Origin of the sequence: Nitrospira moscoviensis (genome assembly GCF_001273775.1) — a bacterium.
In the GTDB taxonomy this organism is placed as follows: Bacteria; Nitrospirota; Nitrospiria; order Nitrospirales; family Nitrospiraceae; genus Nitrospira_D; species Nitrospira_D moscoviensis.
The window spans coordinates 3,408,258-3,425,056 of record NZ_CP011801.1; the positions used below are offsets into that span (position 1 = coordinate 3,408,258).

The following is a 16,799-nucleotide window of genomic DNA, read 5'->3' on the forward strand; positions in this document are numbered from 1 at the left end:
CCCTCGCTCTTCACTGTTCACTCCTCATGAGCGCTGAGACTTCCGCCGCCGCCCGGAGGCCGCTTTCCACCGCGCCGTTCATGTAGCCCTGCCAGTTGATGCTCGTGTGCTCGCCGGCGAAGAGCACCCGTCCATGGGGGCGGGCCAGCCAATCGCGCAGGCTCGGATCGAACCCCGGATCGAAATAGGCGTAGCCTCCCTGGGCCCAGGGATCGTCTTCCCATGTGATCAGCCGGCTATGGAGTAATGTGGCGGACCGGACGCCCAGCCAATCGAGCTGACCCACCAACCCTTCGACGCCTTGCTGGGCGACGATCTTCTGAGTGTCCTCGCTCGCTTGCCCGCCGGCCATGAGCGTCAGAATTCCGGCGCGGCCGCGCTGCTCTTCGTTGGCGTCCCAGACAGCGCCGGTCGGCGCATCCGTGCCGAACGCCCGCGGTTTCCCTTTTTTTCTCCAGAAGGACCGGTCGAATTGCAGCAGCGCCTTGGTCACCCGCCCGTACTTCAGACTGTGGATCGCACGGGATTGCGGCGCCGGCAAGGCGGGCGTCATGCGGATGGCTTTCAGCGCCGTCGCCGGCACGGCAAAGATCGCATAGTTCCCTCGCAGAGATCCCCGTTCGCCCTCGGGCGTTTCCACGACGACCCGAACCGACGTGCGATCCTGGCGCACGGCCCGTGCGACGGTTCGTAAGTGCAGATCCTCGGCAATATGTCCGGCCAGGGTTTGCGCGAGCCGGTCGTTGCCTCCGTCGATCCGATACATGGCTTGCTGCCCCGGCACATCGGAGGCGAGCTGATCGACAAGGGCCAATAAGGCGAGATCTTCGGGATCGGCGAGGAAAAATCCCCGCAGGCTGCGAACGACGGCCCGCATGTCGTCACCGGCCTTCACCTCATCCAGCCACCGAGCCACCGATTGGCGGGCGAGCCGAACGGTCACCGGACTATCCCAGCGCTTGTCCGCGACCCGATAGGCATCGACCAGCGGACAGAGTGCGCGGGCCAGTGTGTCCCATGCCTCCTCACCGGAGAGCGTGTGGCGACGGCGCCTGGCAGCTCCTTGGTAGGGAACGAAGGCGAAGCCCTGACGGAGAATCGGCCGAAGGTTCAGTCCTTGCTCGGCCGCCAACCTCCTGATCTCATGCTGGCCTTCATCGATAAAGTCGCCGCCCGCTTCCGCATGCTGAGCCTCGGCGAACGCTCCCCGCATGGTCAGGACTCGCCCGCCGACTCGGTCCCTGGCCTCTACCACGGTGATCCTGGCCCCGTCCTGCCGCAGTCTCACGGCAGCCGTGAGACCCGCCAAGCCGGCTCCGACGATGATGACCCTGGTCTTGCCGAGGACCCGCCGCTTCATACAAAGGCTCGCAATTGGACAAAAGCTTAGCCCCGCCCAAGCCAGGCCGACCACGGTCGGTAACCCTAGTCACGCAAGTAATTGATACTCTAGGAGACTTAACGATAGAGGCGGGTTCTATTTGACCGGAATGTTCTCCACCCGTTTGACGATCTCGATGGGCTGGAAAACCGGATCTTGCGATCCCTTGGAAGACTCCGCCTCGACGCGCTGCAGGAACGAGGGGGGCCCGCTGATGGGAGCATAATTGAGCGTGACTTCGACATCGAAGGTCTTCGTATCTTTCGGGGTGGGGAAGGTGAAGGTTTCCACCCTGGTTTCTTCCGGCTTCAGGACTGTGTCTTCCAACACCTTCGTCGCCTCGAAATCAAAGACCGTCTTGTCGCCTTTGGCATTCGCATAGACCCGACCGTAGACCCGCTTATCCGAGAACACTGTCCTGAGGTTCTTGCCTTTGATGTCGAGCTCCAACACCACACTGGCCCAAGCCGGGTGGGTGGTCGGTAGGTTGTGCGGAACGAGGCTCTGGACCTTCACCGTGACGGTCGTCTTGTCCCCTTCGATCTTCGTCTGCACGTCGAGCTTCGCCGCCTCCTGGCGCAGTTTACCGATCCGGCCGGGGAAGGTGTGGTTCGCCACCTTGCGCTTTTTCTCCCCGTTGGCCGACTCGGCCACCTGCTCGGGCATATGGCAACTCTGGCATTCCTTGCCGGACTTGACCGCCAGGCTCTGATCCCAGCTGCCCAACAGATCGTTCGCCTTGCCGAGATTCCCCGCCGTCGGAACCGACTGGTGACAATTCAGACAGAGGTCGGACTTCTGGAATAGCCCCAGTTCCATCGACTGATGCGCCAGATTCTGGACGAAGTCTTTGTAGGGTCCGTACAGGGTCTTGCTGCCGAGCTCATACTTCGGCTCGGGCGGATGCTTGGACCGATCCACCTGCTTGATCAGATGGCATTGGGAGCAGGCGACCCCGTCCAAGGACGGATCTCCGGCCTTGGCCTGATCCACGAACAATTGGGCGTGATCCGGGAACTCCCGCACATGGGGGGCATGGCATCGAAAACAGAGCGCCTTATCCTTCCCGCCGGAAAAGTTCAGATACGCGTCGAGAGAGGCCCGAAAGGCCGGTGAATGGATCGACCGGGAGAGGGGCGAGGTTTCCCATTCCTCAAAGACCCGCTCGTGGCAGCGTTTGCATTTGTTGGAGTTGGGAAAGGCCTTCTCGATCACGGCCTGAGAATTGGCGCCCTGCGCGAGGGTGGGCTCCGTGTCCACCAATGCAAGCAAGCTGACGCCCAGCCCGAGAGCCGCCGTTCCAACGATCGCCAAGAAGATGCGCTGCCCCAAGTGAGGTCCTTTCTTCTTACCCGCCCGCCCCGGCGCGCCGACGCGCCGTTTGCCCTGTCTCACCCGCCCGCCCCGGCGCGCCGGGGCGGAGACGCCTTACAACGACTTCGCGCGATAGGTGAGCATGCGCGGTTGGGTGTACTCGCTCAGAATTTTCTTCGCTTCTTCCCGTTCCTTGTCGCTGGCCAACGTCGCCAAGTACTTGTCCCGCAGAGCCGGCTCGGGCGTCGGGATCAGCGCGTAGCTCAGCACCGCTTCCACCGTGGCCGCCGTCGCGCCGGCCGGTACAGTCAGACTGAACGGCACCTTCCGTGTATGGCCGCCTTTGATGAACGGATCGGGAATCGGGCCCCGGAGGATCTTGTCATACGGCAAACCGAAATGCTTGATCTCTTCCGCCAGCACCTTGCCCTTCGCGTCCTTCGCCGTGACCGTCAGATAAAACTGTTTCAACACCGGATCGCCGTCTGGAAAGCTATGGGGCAGGCTGCCGATCTTGACCAGCGCCGTACCTTCCACCGTGCCGCCCGTCTTGCCCACCTCGATGTCGAGACGCGGCATCCATTCGGCCTGCAAGTTGCGATTCTTCAGCAAGGTACCGGGAATCACGACGCCGCGAAACCAGTGCCGCCCGATCGCCCTGGTCATCGCTCCGCGCTTCGAGGTCGAGCTACCGGTCGAGGGCTCCATATGGCAATCCTGGCAGATGGTCCCCTGGAGAATCTCCCCCGGAAGATCCTTCTGGGTGACGTCTTTGACTTTGTCGAAATGACAGGAAGCGCAGAAATTCGCGCCGCGATACAAGTCCGATTGTGCCGCCTGGTGCACGAGGTTTTCCTCAGGGTCCGCATAAGGACCGAACAGGGTATTCCCCGGTTGCAGCTTGAAGGTCGGGGGGGGACCGCCGTTCTTCTCCACCGAGCCGATCAAATGGCAGGAGGCGCAGCCGATTCCTTCCACCTGCGGCTTGCCGGCCAACACTTGCGCGGCGATCTTCTCGGCGTGCTGCGGGAACACCGTGGTCGACGGCACATGGCAGGACAGGCACCGGCGCTGTTCTTCAGCCGTCGGATTGGTCTGCATCCAGACCCCCAAGACGGTGCGAAAGACCGGCGATTCGAGCGAGGTCCCGTGCAGGAGCGCCGCGTCGACCCTGCCGAACGTTTTCAAATCAGGTGTCTGCTCCCGAACGCCTTTCCACTCCTCATAGTGGCGGTCGTGGCACTGTTTGCAGTCTTCCGAACGGATAAAAACCTTTTCGATTTCATCGATCCAATCATGGGACGGGGCCTGGCCGTCCGCTTTCTGCGCGATGGCACCCCCGCGATAGACGCCCGTGATGCCGACGAGAACCAGGACACAAACCGCCACGGTGATGCGTCCCGATCGACACCACCGGCTATGGCCTTTCACATCACCCATCACTGGTCACTCGTCACAGAGTTCATGCTAGTCCCGCTTGCACCCGACGAAATGGAAATTGACACCCCAGCCGACCGGATCGCCGGGATCGGCCGGTTCGTACGTGCCGACCGTAAAATTGCATTCCTTCATCGCCTTCTTAATGGCGACACCGAAGTCCACCATGGTCCGAATCTCATGCTTGTCGACTTCCTTGATCACCGAACGCACCTTGATGCCGGCGTAATCCGCCCGCGAGTTGCCGATCACTTCGAACACCGCCACGCCCTGCGGCCGTTGGAGCTTCAGCTCCTTTTGGATTTCTTCGTCCACGGGCCCCACCACAATGCCGAACTCCTCTCCCAACTGCGCCGCCTCTTCTTCCGTCATCCCGTTGGGCGCTTCGGCCTGCGCCAAGCCGGCCAGCAGGGCCACGGCCGACAGGCACAGAACCCATGCAGGCAGGCGAAAGACTGTATGATCTGAGCGTCGTTGCAAAGGACCGCCCCTTGCCGCGTTAAATTTTTGCCACCGGATCGATCGACAGCTGAAACCAGGGCGCCACGGCCTTCTGGCCGTTGCGTTCTTTGTTCTCGCCGTTCCACACGGCGAACGAAATCGTTTGCACGCGGCCGGGGATCAGCTTGGCTTCGTTCTCCTGCTCCTCGCTGGCCAGCGGACGCCGCATCACGACATGCCAGATGCCGTCCTTCCAAAACGCCTTCCCCTGCACGCGGCCCTGCTTTTCCTTCGTGGTCAACGTGCTGAACCCACCTCCGATGAGATCCTCGACGGAGGAGATGCGGCGCGGAATCACTTCGAACGTCCGCACCCCGCCTTCTTTTTTCTCCGATTGCCGGGCCGCCCGGCGATCGATGTCGCTTTGCCAGTCGGCCTTCCAGTGCCAAATGTTGATGTAATGGTCGAGCTGTCCCATACAGAAGAACGCCGGCGCATCGCCGAGGGGCAACCCGATCGCCACGCCGTCCCGGAACGTGCCGGGCGTCAGCCGATCGTTCTTCGTATTGTCCTGCCATTCCAGGAGGAACGCGATCTCGGTCCCGTTATGGAGGGACCGGACGACCAAGGCTCGCGCCGTCGGCTCCGGCCAAACCGGGCGCGTGATGACCTGCCCGCTGAGCGGGAGCGTCATCGGCGCCACCTTGCTCCACGCCGGATCGTCCGGCGCCGTGGGCAAATCCCCTGCGATCCAGTGAGACCGGATCACCATGCCTTCGGAACTGACTAAGGGAACGCCCCACGCGCCGAGAAGGCCTGCCAGGGCGAGGAGACTCGAAAACAACAGGAGCAAAAGAGGACGGGAACGGCCGAGGTTCGTCATTCGCACCATGCAGTGATTCCGAGGACCGCCGGACACACCGCCGAGTGGCCCAGAATACCACAAAATCCGTGCGACAAACGACGAGACGATGAGGCCGAGATTAAGTGAGCTTCACGCGACGGATTTTGTTTTCCCCACGTTCACAGATATAGAGATGCCCTTGCGAATCCAACGCCAGGCCGACGGGCGAATTCACCACGGCCTCGACGCCGAGCAGGCCGTCGCCGTGCTTCAGCGTCCCCGCCGCTTCCTTCGCCACGAAACGCGCCGCCCCGCAGCCGCCCATGTTCTTGTCTTCGTATCCGCTGTCGCCGTTGCCGGCCACGGTCGTGATGACGCCGGTCACGGCATCCACTCTTCGAACCCGGTGATTCATGGTATCGGACACATAGAGATTGTCCTCGCGGTCGAAGACCACCGCTTCAGGCGCATGGAGCATGGCACGGACGGCGGGCTTGCCGTCGCCGTCATACCCATAGCGGCAGACGCCGGCGACCGTGGAAATGATGCCGGTCCGCGCGTCGATTTTGCGGACCCGGTTGCTGCCTTTGTCGACGATGTGCACGTCGCCCTTGCTGTTCACGGCGATGCCGACGACGTCGTACAAGCGCGCGTCCAGGGCGGGCTTGCCATCGTCGAGATACATCGACATATCCAAGCCGTCTGAACAGACCGGCATGAGCCACCCGTGGTCGTCGCTGAAATCGATTCCGATGGCGTCGCCGGACAGCACGACCAAATTACGGGCGACGAGCGGCTGCTCGCGCGCGTCGTCCTCCGCTGTCCAGGTCCCGGCGATCGTCGTCACGAGGCCCGTCTTGGGATCGTAGCGCCTGATCTTGTGGGCCTGTGTATCGGCGATGTAGAGGACATCGTCTTGATCGAATGCGATCGCGGCGGGCCAGGTGAGATTGACTTCGAGGGCCGGACCGTCGCCGTTGAACCCGTGCTGCCCCGTGCCCACCACAGTCGTAATGATGCCGGTGTCCCGGTCCACCTTGCGGATGCGGTTACTGCCGGAATCGCAGATGTAGAGATTGTTGCGGGAGTCGAATGCGACGTCGAGCGGGAGATACAGCCCGGCTTCGCCGCAGGGGCCGTCGTCGCCGCTGTAACAGGTTTCCCCGATGCCGGCGAAGTTATGCAGCGTCCCTTCCTGCAGACTAATCCGCCGCACGCGGTCGGAGCCGGACTCGGCGAAGTAGAGCCACCGCTCCTCCTTGTCGAGCGCGACGTGGTGCGGCAACGGGATACCGGCCTTGACCGCGCGCTTCCCGTCGCCGGTGCTCCGGGCCTTTCCGTTTCCGGCGAAGGTTTCGATGTAGCCGGTAGCCAGCTGCAGCTCTGTATCCACGGACGTCGTGCCTCGCTCGAAAGAACCGGTTACGCCCGTGTGGCCTGCTGGGCCGCCGGTTGATCCACGGGCGCCGCCTGCACCTGGGCGGCGGTGATCGCCTGGGGCGCCGCGGCCTGCTGCTGCGCGGCCTGCGCTTCCGCCTCAATCTGGTCCGCCTCATGGACGGACTTCTTGAAGCCCTTGATCGCCTTGCCCAATCCCTCTCCGAGCTGCGGCAACTTCCCCGCGCCGAAGATGATCAACACGATGACGAGGATGAGAATCAGCTCTGTAAACCCGAGACTCCCAAACATGATGCGCTCCTTCGTGAAGGGTAAATCAGGTTCCGGCACTCTCTTTGGCTTTTTTGGCGAACCGCTCTTTCAACCGCTTGCGAGCCTCTTCGGCCTGCTCGAACATTTTGCACTTGTCGTACACGCTGATGAGATTGTAGTAGGCCAACGGCTCGTCCGGATTGTGCTCGACGGCGCTTTCCATCACCTTGATCGCCAAATCGGTCTTCTTGTGGCTCAAGGCGATTTCCATCAGCTTGAAGCTCGACTCCAGGTGCTTGGGATCCAATTCCAGCGTGCGCAGGTAGCACTGAATGCCCATGTCGATGGTGTTGTAGTCGGATACCTGCGGATTATCCAGCTCAATGTAGACGCCGGCCAGGTTGTACCAGGCGATCGGGTCGTCGGGCGTGATCTCGACGAGCCGCTCGTAATAATTCTTCGCCTCCATGTATTTCTTTTTGTCCGCATAGAGCCGGCCCAGGTTGAACAGGGCGAGCACATCGTGAGGAAACACCTCGAGCGCGTGTTTGAACTCGGCTTCCGCCTCGTCCGGCATGTTCTTCGTCGCGTAGATCGTGCCGAGGTTCGAATAATACATCGCCAGCGAGCGGTTCATTTCCGCCCGTAGGCCTTCCGCCATCTCGATGGATTTCTTCACCTCCGCCAAAGCGTCGTCCAGACGGCCTTTGCTGAAGTAGAGCTCGCCGAGACGGCACCGGGCCTGAAAATCGTCCGGCTCCGTCGCGAGCAGCTTCTCGATTTCGGCGATTTCTTCGTCCGGCGACAGGGGCTGATCGCCCGGATCCGTCGCGACGCCCGTGGGAGTCGGTTCTGATGTCGGCTTCTGTGTGTCCATAGGGTATCCTCTGTACCGGTCTCCTCTACACCTGTTCCGTGACCAATCCCTCGGGTGATTCCATCAACGGGCTGGCGGTCGCCGCGGTCGCGTCGGCCACCGGCGGTTTGGCTCGATCCAGCGTGAGCAACATCACCCCGAGAATCACCATGAGGGTGAGATTCGAAAACAACAGCGCGTATCCGGCCATGAACATGAGCCCGATGCCGTAGCCCGCCACGCGTCCCATCGAGAGCAGCTTGATGACCGTATAGGACCAGCAGAGCAGCCCGGCCATGTAAATCGCGAACGGAAGATAGAACGTATAGCCCATCCCGAACTGAAAAATCCATCCGATCCCCTGGGACGCCTGCCGGACGCTGCTGGCCAGGGCCGGATTGTACCGTTCCAGCAGATAGTCCGTGAAGAGGAGCGTGGTAAAAATCACCCCCGCGGTCGCCCAGAACCAGATCGCCCGGTGGCGCTGGCGGCGGTTCTTGGTGCGCAGAGAAAGGCCCTGCCCATAGGCGGCGAACACCAAGATGCTGGCAAGCACCATCAGCGCCTCGCCGGCCCGGTGAAATTCATAGACCAGCGGCGGTGCGGCCAACGTGCCGGCCAGACTGTACGCAGTGGACAGGATCTGGTAGTAGAGCCAACCCGAGATGCCGAGAAAATACGTGAGTCCGAAGATGCGTTGCGTCCGCTCGTGATGCGTCGCGAGATAGTCCCACATGAAGAGGCTCAGCGTGAGCACGGCCACGCTGTTATAGATGACCGACCCGAGCATCGCCGGCTGGACAAACAGGAAGCCGACGGTGAGCAGCAGCAACAGGACCGCGCAGGCGGTGCCGGCCTTGGCGAGCGCGCTCTGCGCCTGCGTGGCGCTTCGATGCACCATCGTGATGATCAGTCCCATGAAGAGCAGGATCGCCACGACGTTCAGCAGCCATGCGCCGATCTCCGTCAGGGCGGTGAAGGTCGGGGTGATCCACGGATGGGTGGCGGCCATCTTGCTCAGGTGCATGCCGAGCCGCGACACGAGGCGGTACAGCACGAGCTCCAGGAAGGAGGCGAGCAAGACCAGCTTGATCGTGTATTCGAACAGGGGGCCGAACTCCCCGATCTTTCCGTGCAGCCGCTCGCCGATGGTCGCCGCCTTGATCACGAACATCCCCTTTTGCGAAGGGCTCATTATATCTGTCGGCAAAAAACTCGGTCAATGCTGCGGGGCTGGACGCGGGTCACGTCCCGATCGGCTGAGGCGCTTGGCCGGCCTGCTCTTTGGCCTTCGCGATATACAGGAGACCGTCGGCCATCGAGTAGTTGAAGGGCAGCTCGCACACCACTTCGCTGACCCGCTCGTAGACATGCTGATAGAGGCGTTCCGCCTGCTCCGGCGTCATGCCTTCCTGGACTTCGTAGAAGAACCCGAGGCTCAAGTCCTCCGCCGACGGGCGCATGATGCGGCGGATCCCGTATCCGGCCGGATCGCTCATGATCGGCGCTTCCTTTTCCAGGTCGAACAGGCACGGCTGGCAGGAGAACCCGAACGATTCATGCAGCTTCTTGTTCTCAACGATGAAGTTCATGGTGTCGAGCGCTTCTTCTTCTTTTTCCGTCGGGAAGCCGACGATGATGTAGCAGTGGACGGCGATGCCGAGATCCACGCAATCATCGGCGATGCGCCGGACCCATTCCTGCTTGATCCCCTTCTTCATGAAATCCATCACGCGCTGGTTGAAGGACTCCAGTCCGAAGACGATCTTCAGGCACCCGGCGTCCCGCATGGACGCGAGCAGCTCGCGGGTGAGGTTCTTTTCGAACCGCATCTCGCAGGTCCATTTCACATCGAGGCGCTTCTCGATCATCTGCTGGCACAGGCGCTTCGTCGGGGACAAGGCGAAGCATTCGTCGGTGAAGAAGAAATACTGGGCGCCGTACCGCTGCTTGAGCCATTCCAATTCGTCGATCGTCCGGCCCGGGTCCTTCTGCCGGAAATTCTGGTGATCCAAGGTCAGGGCGCAGAAGGCGCAGTCTTTGTAGTAGCAGCCGCGCGAAAACTGCACCGGCAGCACCGGCTCGGGCGACAGATAGCGGCCGAGCGGGAAGCCGTCGTAATTCGGCGCGGGCAGTTGGTTGACGTTTTCCGAATAGAAGGGCTGGTTGACCGTGATCTTGCCGTTCTGCCGGTAGATCAAGTTCGGTACTTTGCTGTAATCCTTCTTGCCGGCCAGCTGATTCACCAGTTCGAGCAACGCCGTTTCGCCCTCGAAGACGACGATGTCGTCGGCCAGGTCGAAGAGGCTGGGACAACGGCGGATATTGTCGACGAGCCGCGTGAAGATGCTGCCGCCGATCGTCACGTGGAGATCGGGAGCGGCGTCTTTGATCAAACGGCAGAGAGTCAAGCCGGGAATAATTTGCGACGTCGCCGTGATCGACACGCCGATGAGGTCCGGGCGATCCCCGACGATGGAGGGAACAAAGCGCTCGCGGAAGAGGCCGATATAGGGATTTTGCGCTTCATCGCGAATGACCTTCATCAGGTCCTTCGACGAATAGATCGAGTAGTGGCTGAACTGATTGTCGACGACCGTCAGCCGGGTCGGGAAATAGACCGACGACACGACTTCCAGCCATTTGTCGATCATGAACAAGCTGCCGCGGTACGCATCCAGGTCGTAAAACCCTTCGCTCCTCAGCGTGTCTTTCGCCAGCTCGATCCGATCGATCAGGTAGGCAAAGCGATCGAGTGATTCCGTCACCTTGGCATAGTGTTCCCGGCTGCCGGGGCCGGTTTCCCCGGCTTGGGAACGTTCCAGCTCGCGTTGTTTGTCGACCAGCCGCTGATAGACTTCCGCGCCATAGGACCGGGTGAGCAACCCGTCCAGCAGCTCAATGCCCAAGTCCCGCTGGGACACATCCGATACCCCACCCTGATGGAGAAATCCCGTCAGAGAAGGGAGGCTGAGATAGGGTTGGGAGGGATGCCACGTGGGGGGGAACAGCAACGAGACTTTCATAGGAGGCGGTCTCTATCTACCTGGTAAAACCGCGGTTTTCTGAAGAATGTTCCTGTGGGTTATACACTCCGGCTTCCCGGAATTGCAACCCCGCGAGCTTGCGCCGCGGCTTTTCTGAGACCGGGTCGGCGCTGAAAAAGAGGAGGCCCCGGATCACCACGCCACCGACCGTGACGCCGACCCGGGGCCTCTCTATCTGCCCGCGCTTTCCTGCTCAGAAGAAAACGCCGGCCCTCTCCAAAACCGGTTCGCTGACTACAACTTCAGCGTGAACCAGGTGGAGAGCGCCTTCATTCCATTGCGCTCGATGTTCGCGCCGTCCCACACCGCGAAGGCGATGGGCACGGACATACCGGCCTTGAACTGCGTGTCGTTCGCATCGCCGGTCTCCAGCGACCGCTTCACGACCACGCGCCAAGTCGGGCCCGAGTAGGCGCCGCCCTTCACGGAGCCCGACGGCTCCCACACGCCGTTACCGATCACATCCTGGTGGGCCTGCGTCGTCAGCGTGCTGAATCCGTTGGCGTTCAAGTCTTCCACCGAGCTCACGCGGAGCGTCGGATCGGACATGATGTTGCCGGACCAAATGCCGGGGTTGAAGGGCCCGAGGCTGCGGCCGATCCGATCCGGATAGGTCACGCCGCCGGCCGGCTCTTCAAAGTAGTAGTCCCAGAAAATACCCGGGTATTGATCGTCCACGTCCCAGAGCCCGGCGCTGTCCTTGCCCAGGTCCTTCTGCCACTCCGCGTTCCACCGCCAGATGTTGGTGGTCCCGCCGGACTGGCCCATGCACTGGAACGGCGGCGCGCCGGAGGTGTTCACCGGAAACATGATCGCGACCTGGTCGCGGAAGTCCTGCGGACCGATGGTCGTATCATTCTTGGTCTGATCGTTCCACTCCAGACGCAGCCCGACTTCCTTGCCGTTCGTCATGGCTTTCACGAACACGGACTTCACGGAGATGTTCGGGTGCATCGGGGTGGTGATCAACTGGCCGCTCAACGGAACCACGACGCCCGGCACGCTTTCCCAAATCGGGTTGGCGCCGTCCATGGGAATCGGGCCCTTCACAGTCTTCGCCGGGATGGTGACCGGCTGACTGACGGCCAAGGGTACCTGCCCCAACGTCAGCATGACGCCGACGACGAGGGCAGAGAGAAGAATGCCAAACACCAATTTCTTGTTGGTTGTCTGCACTACTCTCATACGACTAACCCCTCCTCTCGATTAAAAGATTAATAACGTCGACTGAAAATGACTGCCATGAAACGGAAGATGAATGTCCGGAACTAAGCGGTTCCGACCGGCCCCCCCTCCTCTTTATCCTTGTCTTTGTCTTTGACGTCCATGAACGACTGGGCGCCCACTTCGTTCAGCAGCATGCTCAATTCGTTGCCCTGATCCTGCGCGCCGCACTCATAGGTTTGCCCTTCGGGCGAATTGAATGTCGCGGGGCGGTAATCGGTTTCGGTGTAGGGCTGCGGGGTCACGCCGAGAAACGCCGTTTCAAACTCCATCCAGTCGGCCGTCATGTCCGCCACGACCTTGAAGAGACCGGAATCGGCCTTCTTGGTCAACATGCGGCAGAAAAGCGGCACCCACCGCCCGATGTGGTTCTTGACGAACTTCTTCTGCGCGTCGACGACGATCTGGGTCTTGTCGGCGCCGTCGTGGCAGCGCGAATAGGATTCCTTGTAGGCGAGGAAATGCATGAACTCGAACTCGACGCTCAAATGATCGAGTCGTTCGTGGATGTCCTTCGACAGCTCGACGCCGAACGCTTTGTAGAACCCGGCGATGTCGCCCATCACGTGGGATTGCGCGAAGACGTGGTCGTTGCCGAACAGCGTCTCATAGGGCGGACAGTCGAGGGTGATCACGTTGCTGAACACCCGGCGATGCTCCGCCTGCAAATCGGAGAGTTGCCAGTTCACGCACTCCGAGGCGACCAGCTTCTCCACATGCTCCAACTGCTTTTTCAGCGACGCGATCTTTTGCTTGGCCCGATCTCCGCCTTGACCGTCGAGCGCGGCCTGCAGGGCGTCGAGCGCGGCCCGGCCGTCTTCTACGAACTCTCCGCATTGCAAGTAATCGAGAAATTCTTCATCTTCCGGATACAGCAAGCTCCAAGAAATGAGCAGATAGAGCTTGCTGCGATTGAGGGCCCGTTCAACGGCAGGGGAATCTTTGATGGTTGGAGGATTCGGAATGACGGCGGTAGCGGAGGAAGTTGCGCTCTGCACCGACTGTTTACTCGTCATAACAATGATCTCCTGGATGTCGCGCTCAACCCAGGCCCACACTCATACACATCCCGCGCAGCGCACATTTCTGACCGCGGGCTTGCGTATGATAGGTAAAGGTCCAGGGGATGTCAAGCGCGAACTGGTAAAGGGTTCGCGGTACGTCAACTTGCTGATTTTCCGTTCCAAACATTGTGGATTGGTGCATTTCGGCCAGCTACTGATCCGATACTATTTCATGTCCGTGCCGACAAGCTGCCTTGCGGGTGTCACGCGAATCGCCACGTGATCATTCACGGTGGCGCAGACCGACTCGCAGATGCCGCATCCGACACAGAGTTCCGAAGTCACGGCGAGCCGCAGGGAATCAAAATCCATCGCCAGCGCGTGCATAGGGCACTTCGAGACGCAGGCATGACACCCCTGCCCCGCCGTGCACAGTCGCTGCGCGATCCGCGCGATCCCCATACGCACGTCGGCGCGGCGCTCCACCGGCATCAACGCATCGGTGGCGCAAGCGGCGATGCAGGGCAGATCCTCGCATAAGAGGCAGGGCGACTGATCCGCAAACAACACCGGCGTACCGTCGGTGGCGTGCGCGACAATCGCCCCGGGCGGGCAGGCGTCGATGCAGTCGCTGCACTTCGTGCACCGCTCGAGGAACAGCGCTTCATCCGCGGCGCCCGGCGGGCGCAGCCAATCCGTGCGGGGCGGCGGCGGTGCGACGTCCGGCTTCGCATCCCGCTGCTTCGCAAATTCCTGCGCCGCCTTCGCGACGGAGAGGACGGAGTCCTTCAGAAAATCACGACGCCCGTATGAAGGATTGCTCGCCACCGCGTCTCCTTCGATCTACATCACCCCATCAGCTCGCAATTTATAGACTTCCACGCACCGGTCGCAGGCGCCGAACTCAATATCCCAGCCGGGATGATTTTCCCGGATAAAGTCGAGCACGTAGGGCTCTACTTTATTCGCCATGTCCTCGACCCACGAGTAGGTCGGGAACCGGCAGAGCGGGCACGGGAAGCCCGGCATCAACATGATCTTGTTTTCGGTCTCCGGCAGCTCGCCGCCCTCTACGTCGACCGCGCGGTCCATCACGCGCAACGTGTCGGTCGCCATTTCGATCAGCTCCGAGTGCGTGAAGTAGGACGTCTGCCACAGGCCCTCGAACACCGACTTCAACTGCGGCGGCGGAATCTTGCGATACCACGACCGGAATTCCTTGAAGCGGTCTTCCTTGCTCAGCATCGGCTCCTTGCCCGCCGCCACGAGCCGGCTGTCCACGCTCAGGCTCCAGAGCACGCGATAGCGCTGGAGGATCAGGGTTTCTTCGCCGGGATTCTGCCCGACCTTCGTATCCGGGTCATAGCCAAAAACAGGATCGATCATGTCCGAGATGTGCATGAGCTCGTGACGGCAATAGCGGGTGAGCGCCGGATCGTAGAACCGGCGGGGAATCAGCTTGATGCCGACGCCCTTCATGCCTTTCTCTTCGAACTCCCGCGCCAATTCCTTTTCCACCGAGCCCCACTTGCGCAGGATGTCGACACCCTCCTGGTCTTCCTTCAGCACCCCTTTCACCAGCACGATCCCCACCTTCTCCTTGAGGATCGGATATTCGTTGAAGGAGTCACGGATGATGTCCGAAAACCCCCAGGTGCCGAAGAGGTACTGATACAACTTTTTGAATTCGCCTTCCCGGTCTTCGAGAATGAACTTCTCGTAGATCGGATCGGCGTACTCATGAAACTCCTTATAATAGGTGGGATCGCCTTCCCGCTCCGTCTTTTCGACGAAGGAGTCGATCACTTCCTGAAGCAATGCCGGCTGAAACCTGATTTCCATGTGGCGCCTCGGTCGGTTGAACGATGAACGATTGGAGCGATCTGCGGAGCGCCAAGCCGCTCTCCGGGCCGGCTTGACTTGGGCTCGGACCATCTCTTACGATCCCGGAGCAGCGAATTATACTGAGCGCCAACGCGGATTTGCAAACCGCGGCGCGGACTTTTCCGACCATCAGTCCTGAGGGAAAGAGACTATGCCTGAACACACGATGACTCCGCCGATGCCCGGTGCCATTCCGGGCGCTCAACCCGGCACGGCACCCGCACCACCTATCGATTTTCTGGAGTATTGGAAGACCGATTGCCGGGAAGTGAAGACCTTCCGCGGTCATTCGCACGGCATCTGGGCCGTCGCCTTCTCGCCCGATGGATCGACGCTCGCCAGCGGCGGCGCGGAACGGCTCGTCCGGATGTGGGACATCGAAACCGGCCGTCTGCTGCGGTCGCTGCGCGGCCATACCAACGACATCCGCGCCATCGTCTTCACACCCGACGGCCAAACGATGGCGACCGGCAGCGAGGACCGGACCATCCGCCTCTGGAATCCCAAGACCGGCGAGCCGACGAAGCTGTTGTTCACCCGCTACGATCACAACGTCTGCAGCTTGTCTCTCTCGCCGGACGGCCTCATGCTGGCGCGCGGCAGCCACAACAAAGACATCAAGATTTGGGAGGTCACCACCGGCACGGAGCTCATGACCCTGCTCGGCAAGGACCAGTACGATCACCACTGGTCCGTCTGCGTCGCTTTCTCGCCGGACGGCATTCACCTCGCGAGCGGCACCGACATCGGGAAGATCAAGATCTGGGAAGTGCTTCCGAGCGGCGAGGAAAAAGTGCTGCACGACGGACACTGGCGGCGGGACCAGGAAGACTCCACCGAGACCCGCGGCTACTTCGTCGAAGACGACGGCGGATTCCAAAAGCCGATGGATTACTGGATCGGCGCCATGACTTTCACGCCGGACGGCAAGACGCTGATCACCGGCAGCCGCGACAACACCATCAAATTGTTCGAGATGCCGACCGTCGTGGAGAAGAAAACCTTGACCGGCCATGCCGGCTGGGTCCGAGCCTTCGCCATCTCCCCGGACGGCAAGGTCCTCGTCAGCGGCAGCGACGATCAGACGATCAAGTTCTGGGATTTGGCCACGGGCCGCAACTTCCGGACGCTCAAAGGCCACTCAGGTGGGGTACGTTCGATCGCCTTCTCCCCCGACGGCAAACGCCTCGCCAGCGGCTCCTGGGACCGCACGATCAAGCTGTGGGAAGGTGGGGTGAAGAGTGAGGAGTAATAGTAGTGGAGCGTCAGTCGGCATGCGAGCCGGCTGACGCAATCTTAATCGCCTACTTATCCTGTCCCATCGTTGTTCCTGATCAATCTACCTTGGAGCTACTATCAGATGATCGAGCACCTGTATGCCAATGGGCTGACAGGCGGCGATCAAATCCCTTGTCAACAACCGATCTGATTCGCTGGGTTCCGTCACACCAGATGGATGATTGTGCGCCGCAGTTAACGCTGTAGCATTGGCTTGCAAGGGCATGAGAGATAATAGTCCGGAAGGTGGCCGCAGTCTAGCGAAACGAAAACTGGGGGGCAATGGGTAGGCGTGTAAGGTCGTCCCCAAGAAGGCTCGCTCGCCGGGATGAGACATAGACCGGCTCTTCATTTAGCATCGGCCTGCAATTACCCTTTCTTTTACCTCCTTTTCAGGGTATTACCCCTTTTCCGCCATGTCGCGCCCGGCCCCCGGCCA

16 protein-coding genes are annotated in these 16,799 nt (G+C 61.0%); 1 reads left to right on the top strand and 15 read right to left on the bottom strand.

Going from position 1 to position 16,799, the window contains the following annotated elements; translation table 11 throughout:
- Positions 1-10: 10 nt before the first annotated feature.
- From NITMOv2_RS16610 to NITMOv2_RS16675, 14 genes are all read right to left on the bottom strand, one after another.
- The gene (locus tag NITMOv2_RS16610) at positions 11-1,360 is read right to left on the bottom strand and encodes a flavin monoamine oxidase family protein (RefSeq protein ID WP_053380928.1); all 1,350 of its coding nucleotides are present in this window, start codon (positions 1,358-1,360) and stop codon (positions 11-13) included.
- A gap of 117 nt (positions 1,361-1,477) precedes the next feature.
- Positions 1,478-2,776 carry a multiheme c-type cytochrome gene (locus NITMOv2_RS16615; RefSeq protein ID WP_083448135.1) on the bottom strand — a complete coding sequence of 433 codons (1,299 nt, stop codon included), beginning with the start codon at positions 2,774-2,776 and terminating at the stop codon, positions 1,478-1,480.
- Between the two features lie 33 nt (positions 2,777-2,809).
- On the bottom strand, positions 2,810-4,135 hold the full coding sequence (locus NITMOv2_RS16620; RefSeq protein WP_053380930.1) for a multiheme c-type cytochrome: 1,326 nt from the start codon (positions 4,133-4,135) through the stop codon (positions 2,810-2,812).
- 27 nt (positions 4,136-4,162) lie between these two features.
- Positions 4,163-4,612 (bottom strand): PDZ domain-containing protein, encoded by a 450-nt coding sequence (locus tag NITMOv2_RS16625; RefSeq protein WP_145976389.1) that lies wholly within the window; start codon positions 4,610-4,612, stop codon positions 4,163-4,165.
- Between the two features lie 19 nt (positions 4,613-4,631).
- On the bottom strand, positions 4,632-5,465 hold the full coding sequence (locus tag NITMOv2_RS16630) for an ethylbenzene dehydrogenase-related protein (protein ID WP_053380932.1): 834 nt from the start codon (positions 5,463-5,465) through the stop codon (positions 4,632-4,634).
- Positions 5,466-5,556: 91 nt separating this feature from the next.
- Positions 5,557-6,810 (bottom strand): NHL domain-containing protein, encoded by a 1,254-nt coding sequence (locus NITMOv2_RS16635; protein ID WP_053380933.1) that lies wholly within the window; start codon positions 6,808-6,810, stop codon positions 5,557-5,559.
- Positions 6,811-6,839: 29 nt separating this feature from the next.
- Positions 6,840-7,106 carry a twin-arginine translocase TatA/TatE family subunit gene (gene tatA / locus NITMOv2_RS24735; RefSeq protein WP_053380934.1) on the bottom strand — a complete coding sequence of 89 codons (267 nt, stop codon included), beginning with the start codon at positions 7,104-7,106 and terminating at the stop codon, positions 6,840-6,842.
- Positions 7,107-7,131: 25 nt separating this feature from the next.
- Entirely contained in the window at positions 7,132-7,944 is an 813-nt protein-coding gene (locus NITMOv2_RS16645) for a tetratricopeptide repeat protein (RefSeq protein WP_053380935.1), read from the bottom strand.
- Positions 7,945-7,969: 25 nt separating this feature from the next.
- The gene (locus tag NITMOv2_RS16650; protein WP_145976390.1) at positions 7,970-9,118 is read right to left on the bottom strand and encodes a hypothetical protein; all 1,149 of its coding nucleotides are present in this window, start codon (positions 9,116-9,118) and stop codon (positions 7,970-7,972) included.
- 49 nt (positions 9,119-9,167) lie between these two features.
- Positions 9,168-10,949 carry a B12-binding domain-containing radical SAM protein gene (locus NITMOv2_RS16655; RefSeq protein WP_053380937.1) on the bottom strand — a complete coding sequence of 594 codons (1,782 nt, stop codon included), beginning with the start codon at positions 10,947-10,949 and terminating at the stop codon, positions 9,168-9,170.
- A gap of 255 nt (positions 10,950-11,204) precedes the next feature.
- Positions 11,205-12,155, bottom strand: coding sequence for an ethylbenzene dehydrogenase-related protein (locus NITMOv2_RS16660; protein WP_083448136.1), 951 nt, complete (start codon positions 12,153-12,155; stop codon positions 11,205-11,207).
- Positions 12,156-12,238: 83 nt separating this feature from the next.
- Entirely contained in the window at positions 12,239-13,210 is a 972-nt protein-coding gene (locus NITMOv2_RS16665) for a TorD/DmsD family molecular chaperone (RefSeq protein WP_053380939.1), read from the bottom strand.
- A gap of 213 nt (positions 13,211-13,423) precedes the next feature.
- Positions 13,424-14,026, bottom strand: a complete 603-nt coding sequence (locus NITMOv2_RS16670) for a 4Fe-4S dicluster domain-containing protein (RefSeq protein ID WP_053380940.1) — start codon at positions 14,024-14,026, stop codon at positions 13,424-13,426.
- A gap of 15 nt (positions 14,027-14,041) precedes the next feature.
- Positions 14,042-15,040 carry a hypothetical protein gene (locus tag NITMOv2_RS16675; RefSeq protein WP_053380941.1) on the bottom strand — a complete coding sequence of 333 codons (999 nt, stop codon included), beginning with the start codon at positions 15,038-15,040 and terminating at the stop codon, positions 14,042-14,044.
- Between the two features lie 193 nt (positions 15,041-15,233).
- Between NITMOv2_RS16675 and NITMOv2_RS16680 the strand changes: the two genes are divergently transcribed.
- Entirely contained in the window at positions 15,234-16,334 is a 1,101-nt protein-coding gene (locus tag NITMOv2_RS16680) for a WD40 repeat domain-containing protein (RefSeq protein WP_083448137.1), read from the top strand.
- A gap of 87 nt (positions 16,335-16,421) precedes the next feature.
- On the opposite strand, the gene NITMOv2_RS25150 is transcribed toward NITMOv2_RS16680, so the two are convergent.
- A complete protein-coding gene (locus NITMOv2_RS25150; protein WP_083448138.1) occupies positions 16,422-16,712 on the bottom strand; it encodes a JAB domain-containing protein in 291 nt (96 codons plus the stop codon).
- Between the last annotated feature and the right edge of the window lie 87 nt (positions 16,713-16,799).

Excerpts from the sequence above, each read along its gene's own strand:
- NITMOv2_RS16610 (WP_053380928.1), bottom strand. The coding sequence starts at position 1,360 with ATGAAGCGGCGGGTCCTCGGCAAGACCAGGGTCATCATCGTCGGAGCC.
- NITMOv2_RS16620 (WP_053380930.1), bottom strand. The coding sequence starts at position 4,135 with ATGGGTGATGTGAAAGGCCATAGCCGGTGGTGTCGATCGGGACGCATC.
- NITMOv2_RS16630 (WP_053380932.1), bottom strand. The coding sequence starts at position 5,465 with ATGGTGCGAATGACGAACCTCGGCCGTTCCCGTCCTCTTTTGCTCCTG.
- tatA (WP_053380934.1), bottom strand. The coding sequence starts at position 7,106 with ATGTTTGGGAGTCTCGGGTTTACAGAGCTGATTCTCATCCTCGTCATC.
- NITMOv2_RS16645 (WP_053380935.1), bottom strand. The coding sequence starts at position 7,944 with ATGGACACACAGAAGCCGACATCAGAACCGACTCCCACGGGCGTCGCG.
- NITMOv2_RS16650 (WP_145976390.1), bottom strand. The coding sequence starts at position 9,118 with ATGAGCCCTTCGCAAAAGGGGATGTTCGTGATCAAGGCGGCGACCATC.
- NITMOv2_RS16655 (WP_053380937.1), bottom strand. The coding sequence starts at position 10,949 with ATGAAAGTCTCGTTGCTGTTCCCCCCCACGTGGCATCCCTCCCAACCC.
- NITMOv2_RS16660 (WP_083448136.1), bottom strand. The coding sequence starts at position 12,155 with ATGAGAGTAGTGCAGACAACCAACAAGAAATTGGTGTTTGGCATTCTT.
- NITMOv2_RS16665 (WP_053380939.1), bottom strand. The coding sequence starts at position 13,210 with ATGACGAGTAAACAGTCGGTGCAGAGCGCAACTTCCTCCGCTACCGCC.
- NITMOv2_RS16675 (WP_053380941.1), bottom strand. The coding sequence starts at position 15,040 with ATGGAAATCAGGTTTCAGCCGGCATTGCTTCAGGAAGTGATCGACTCC.
- NITMOv2_RS16680 (WP_083448137.1), top strand. The coding sequence starts at position 15,234 with ATGCCTGAACACACGATGACTCCGCCGATGCCCGGTGCCATTCCGGGC.
- NITMOv2_RS25150 (WP_083448138.1), bottom strand. The coding sequence starts at position 16,712 with ATGAAGAGCCGGTCTATGTCTCATCCCGGCGAGCGAGCCTTCTTGGGG.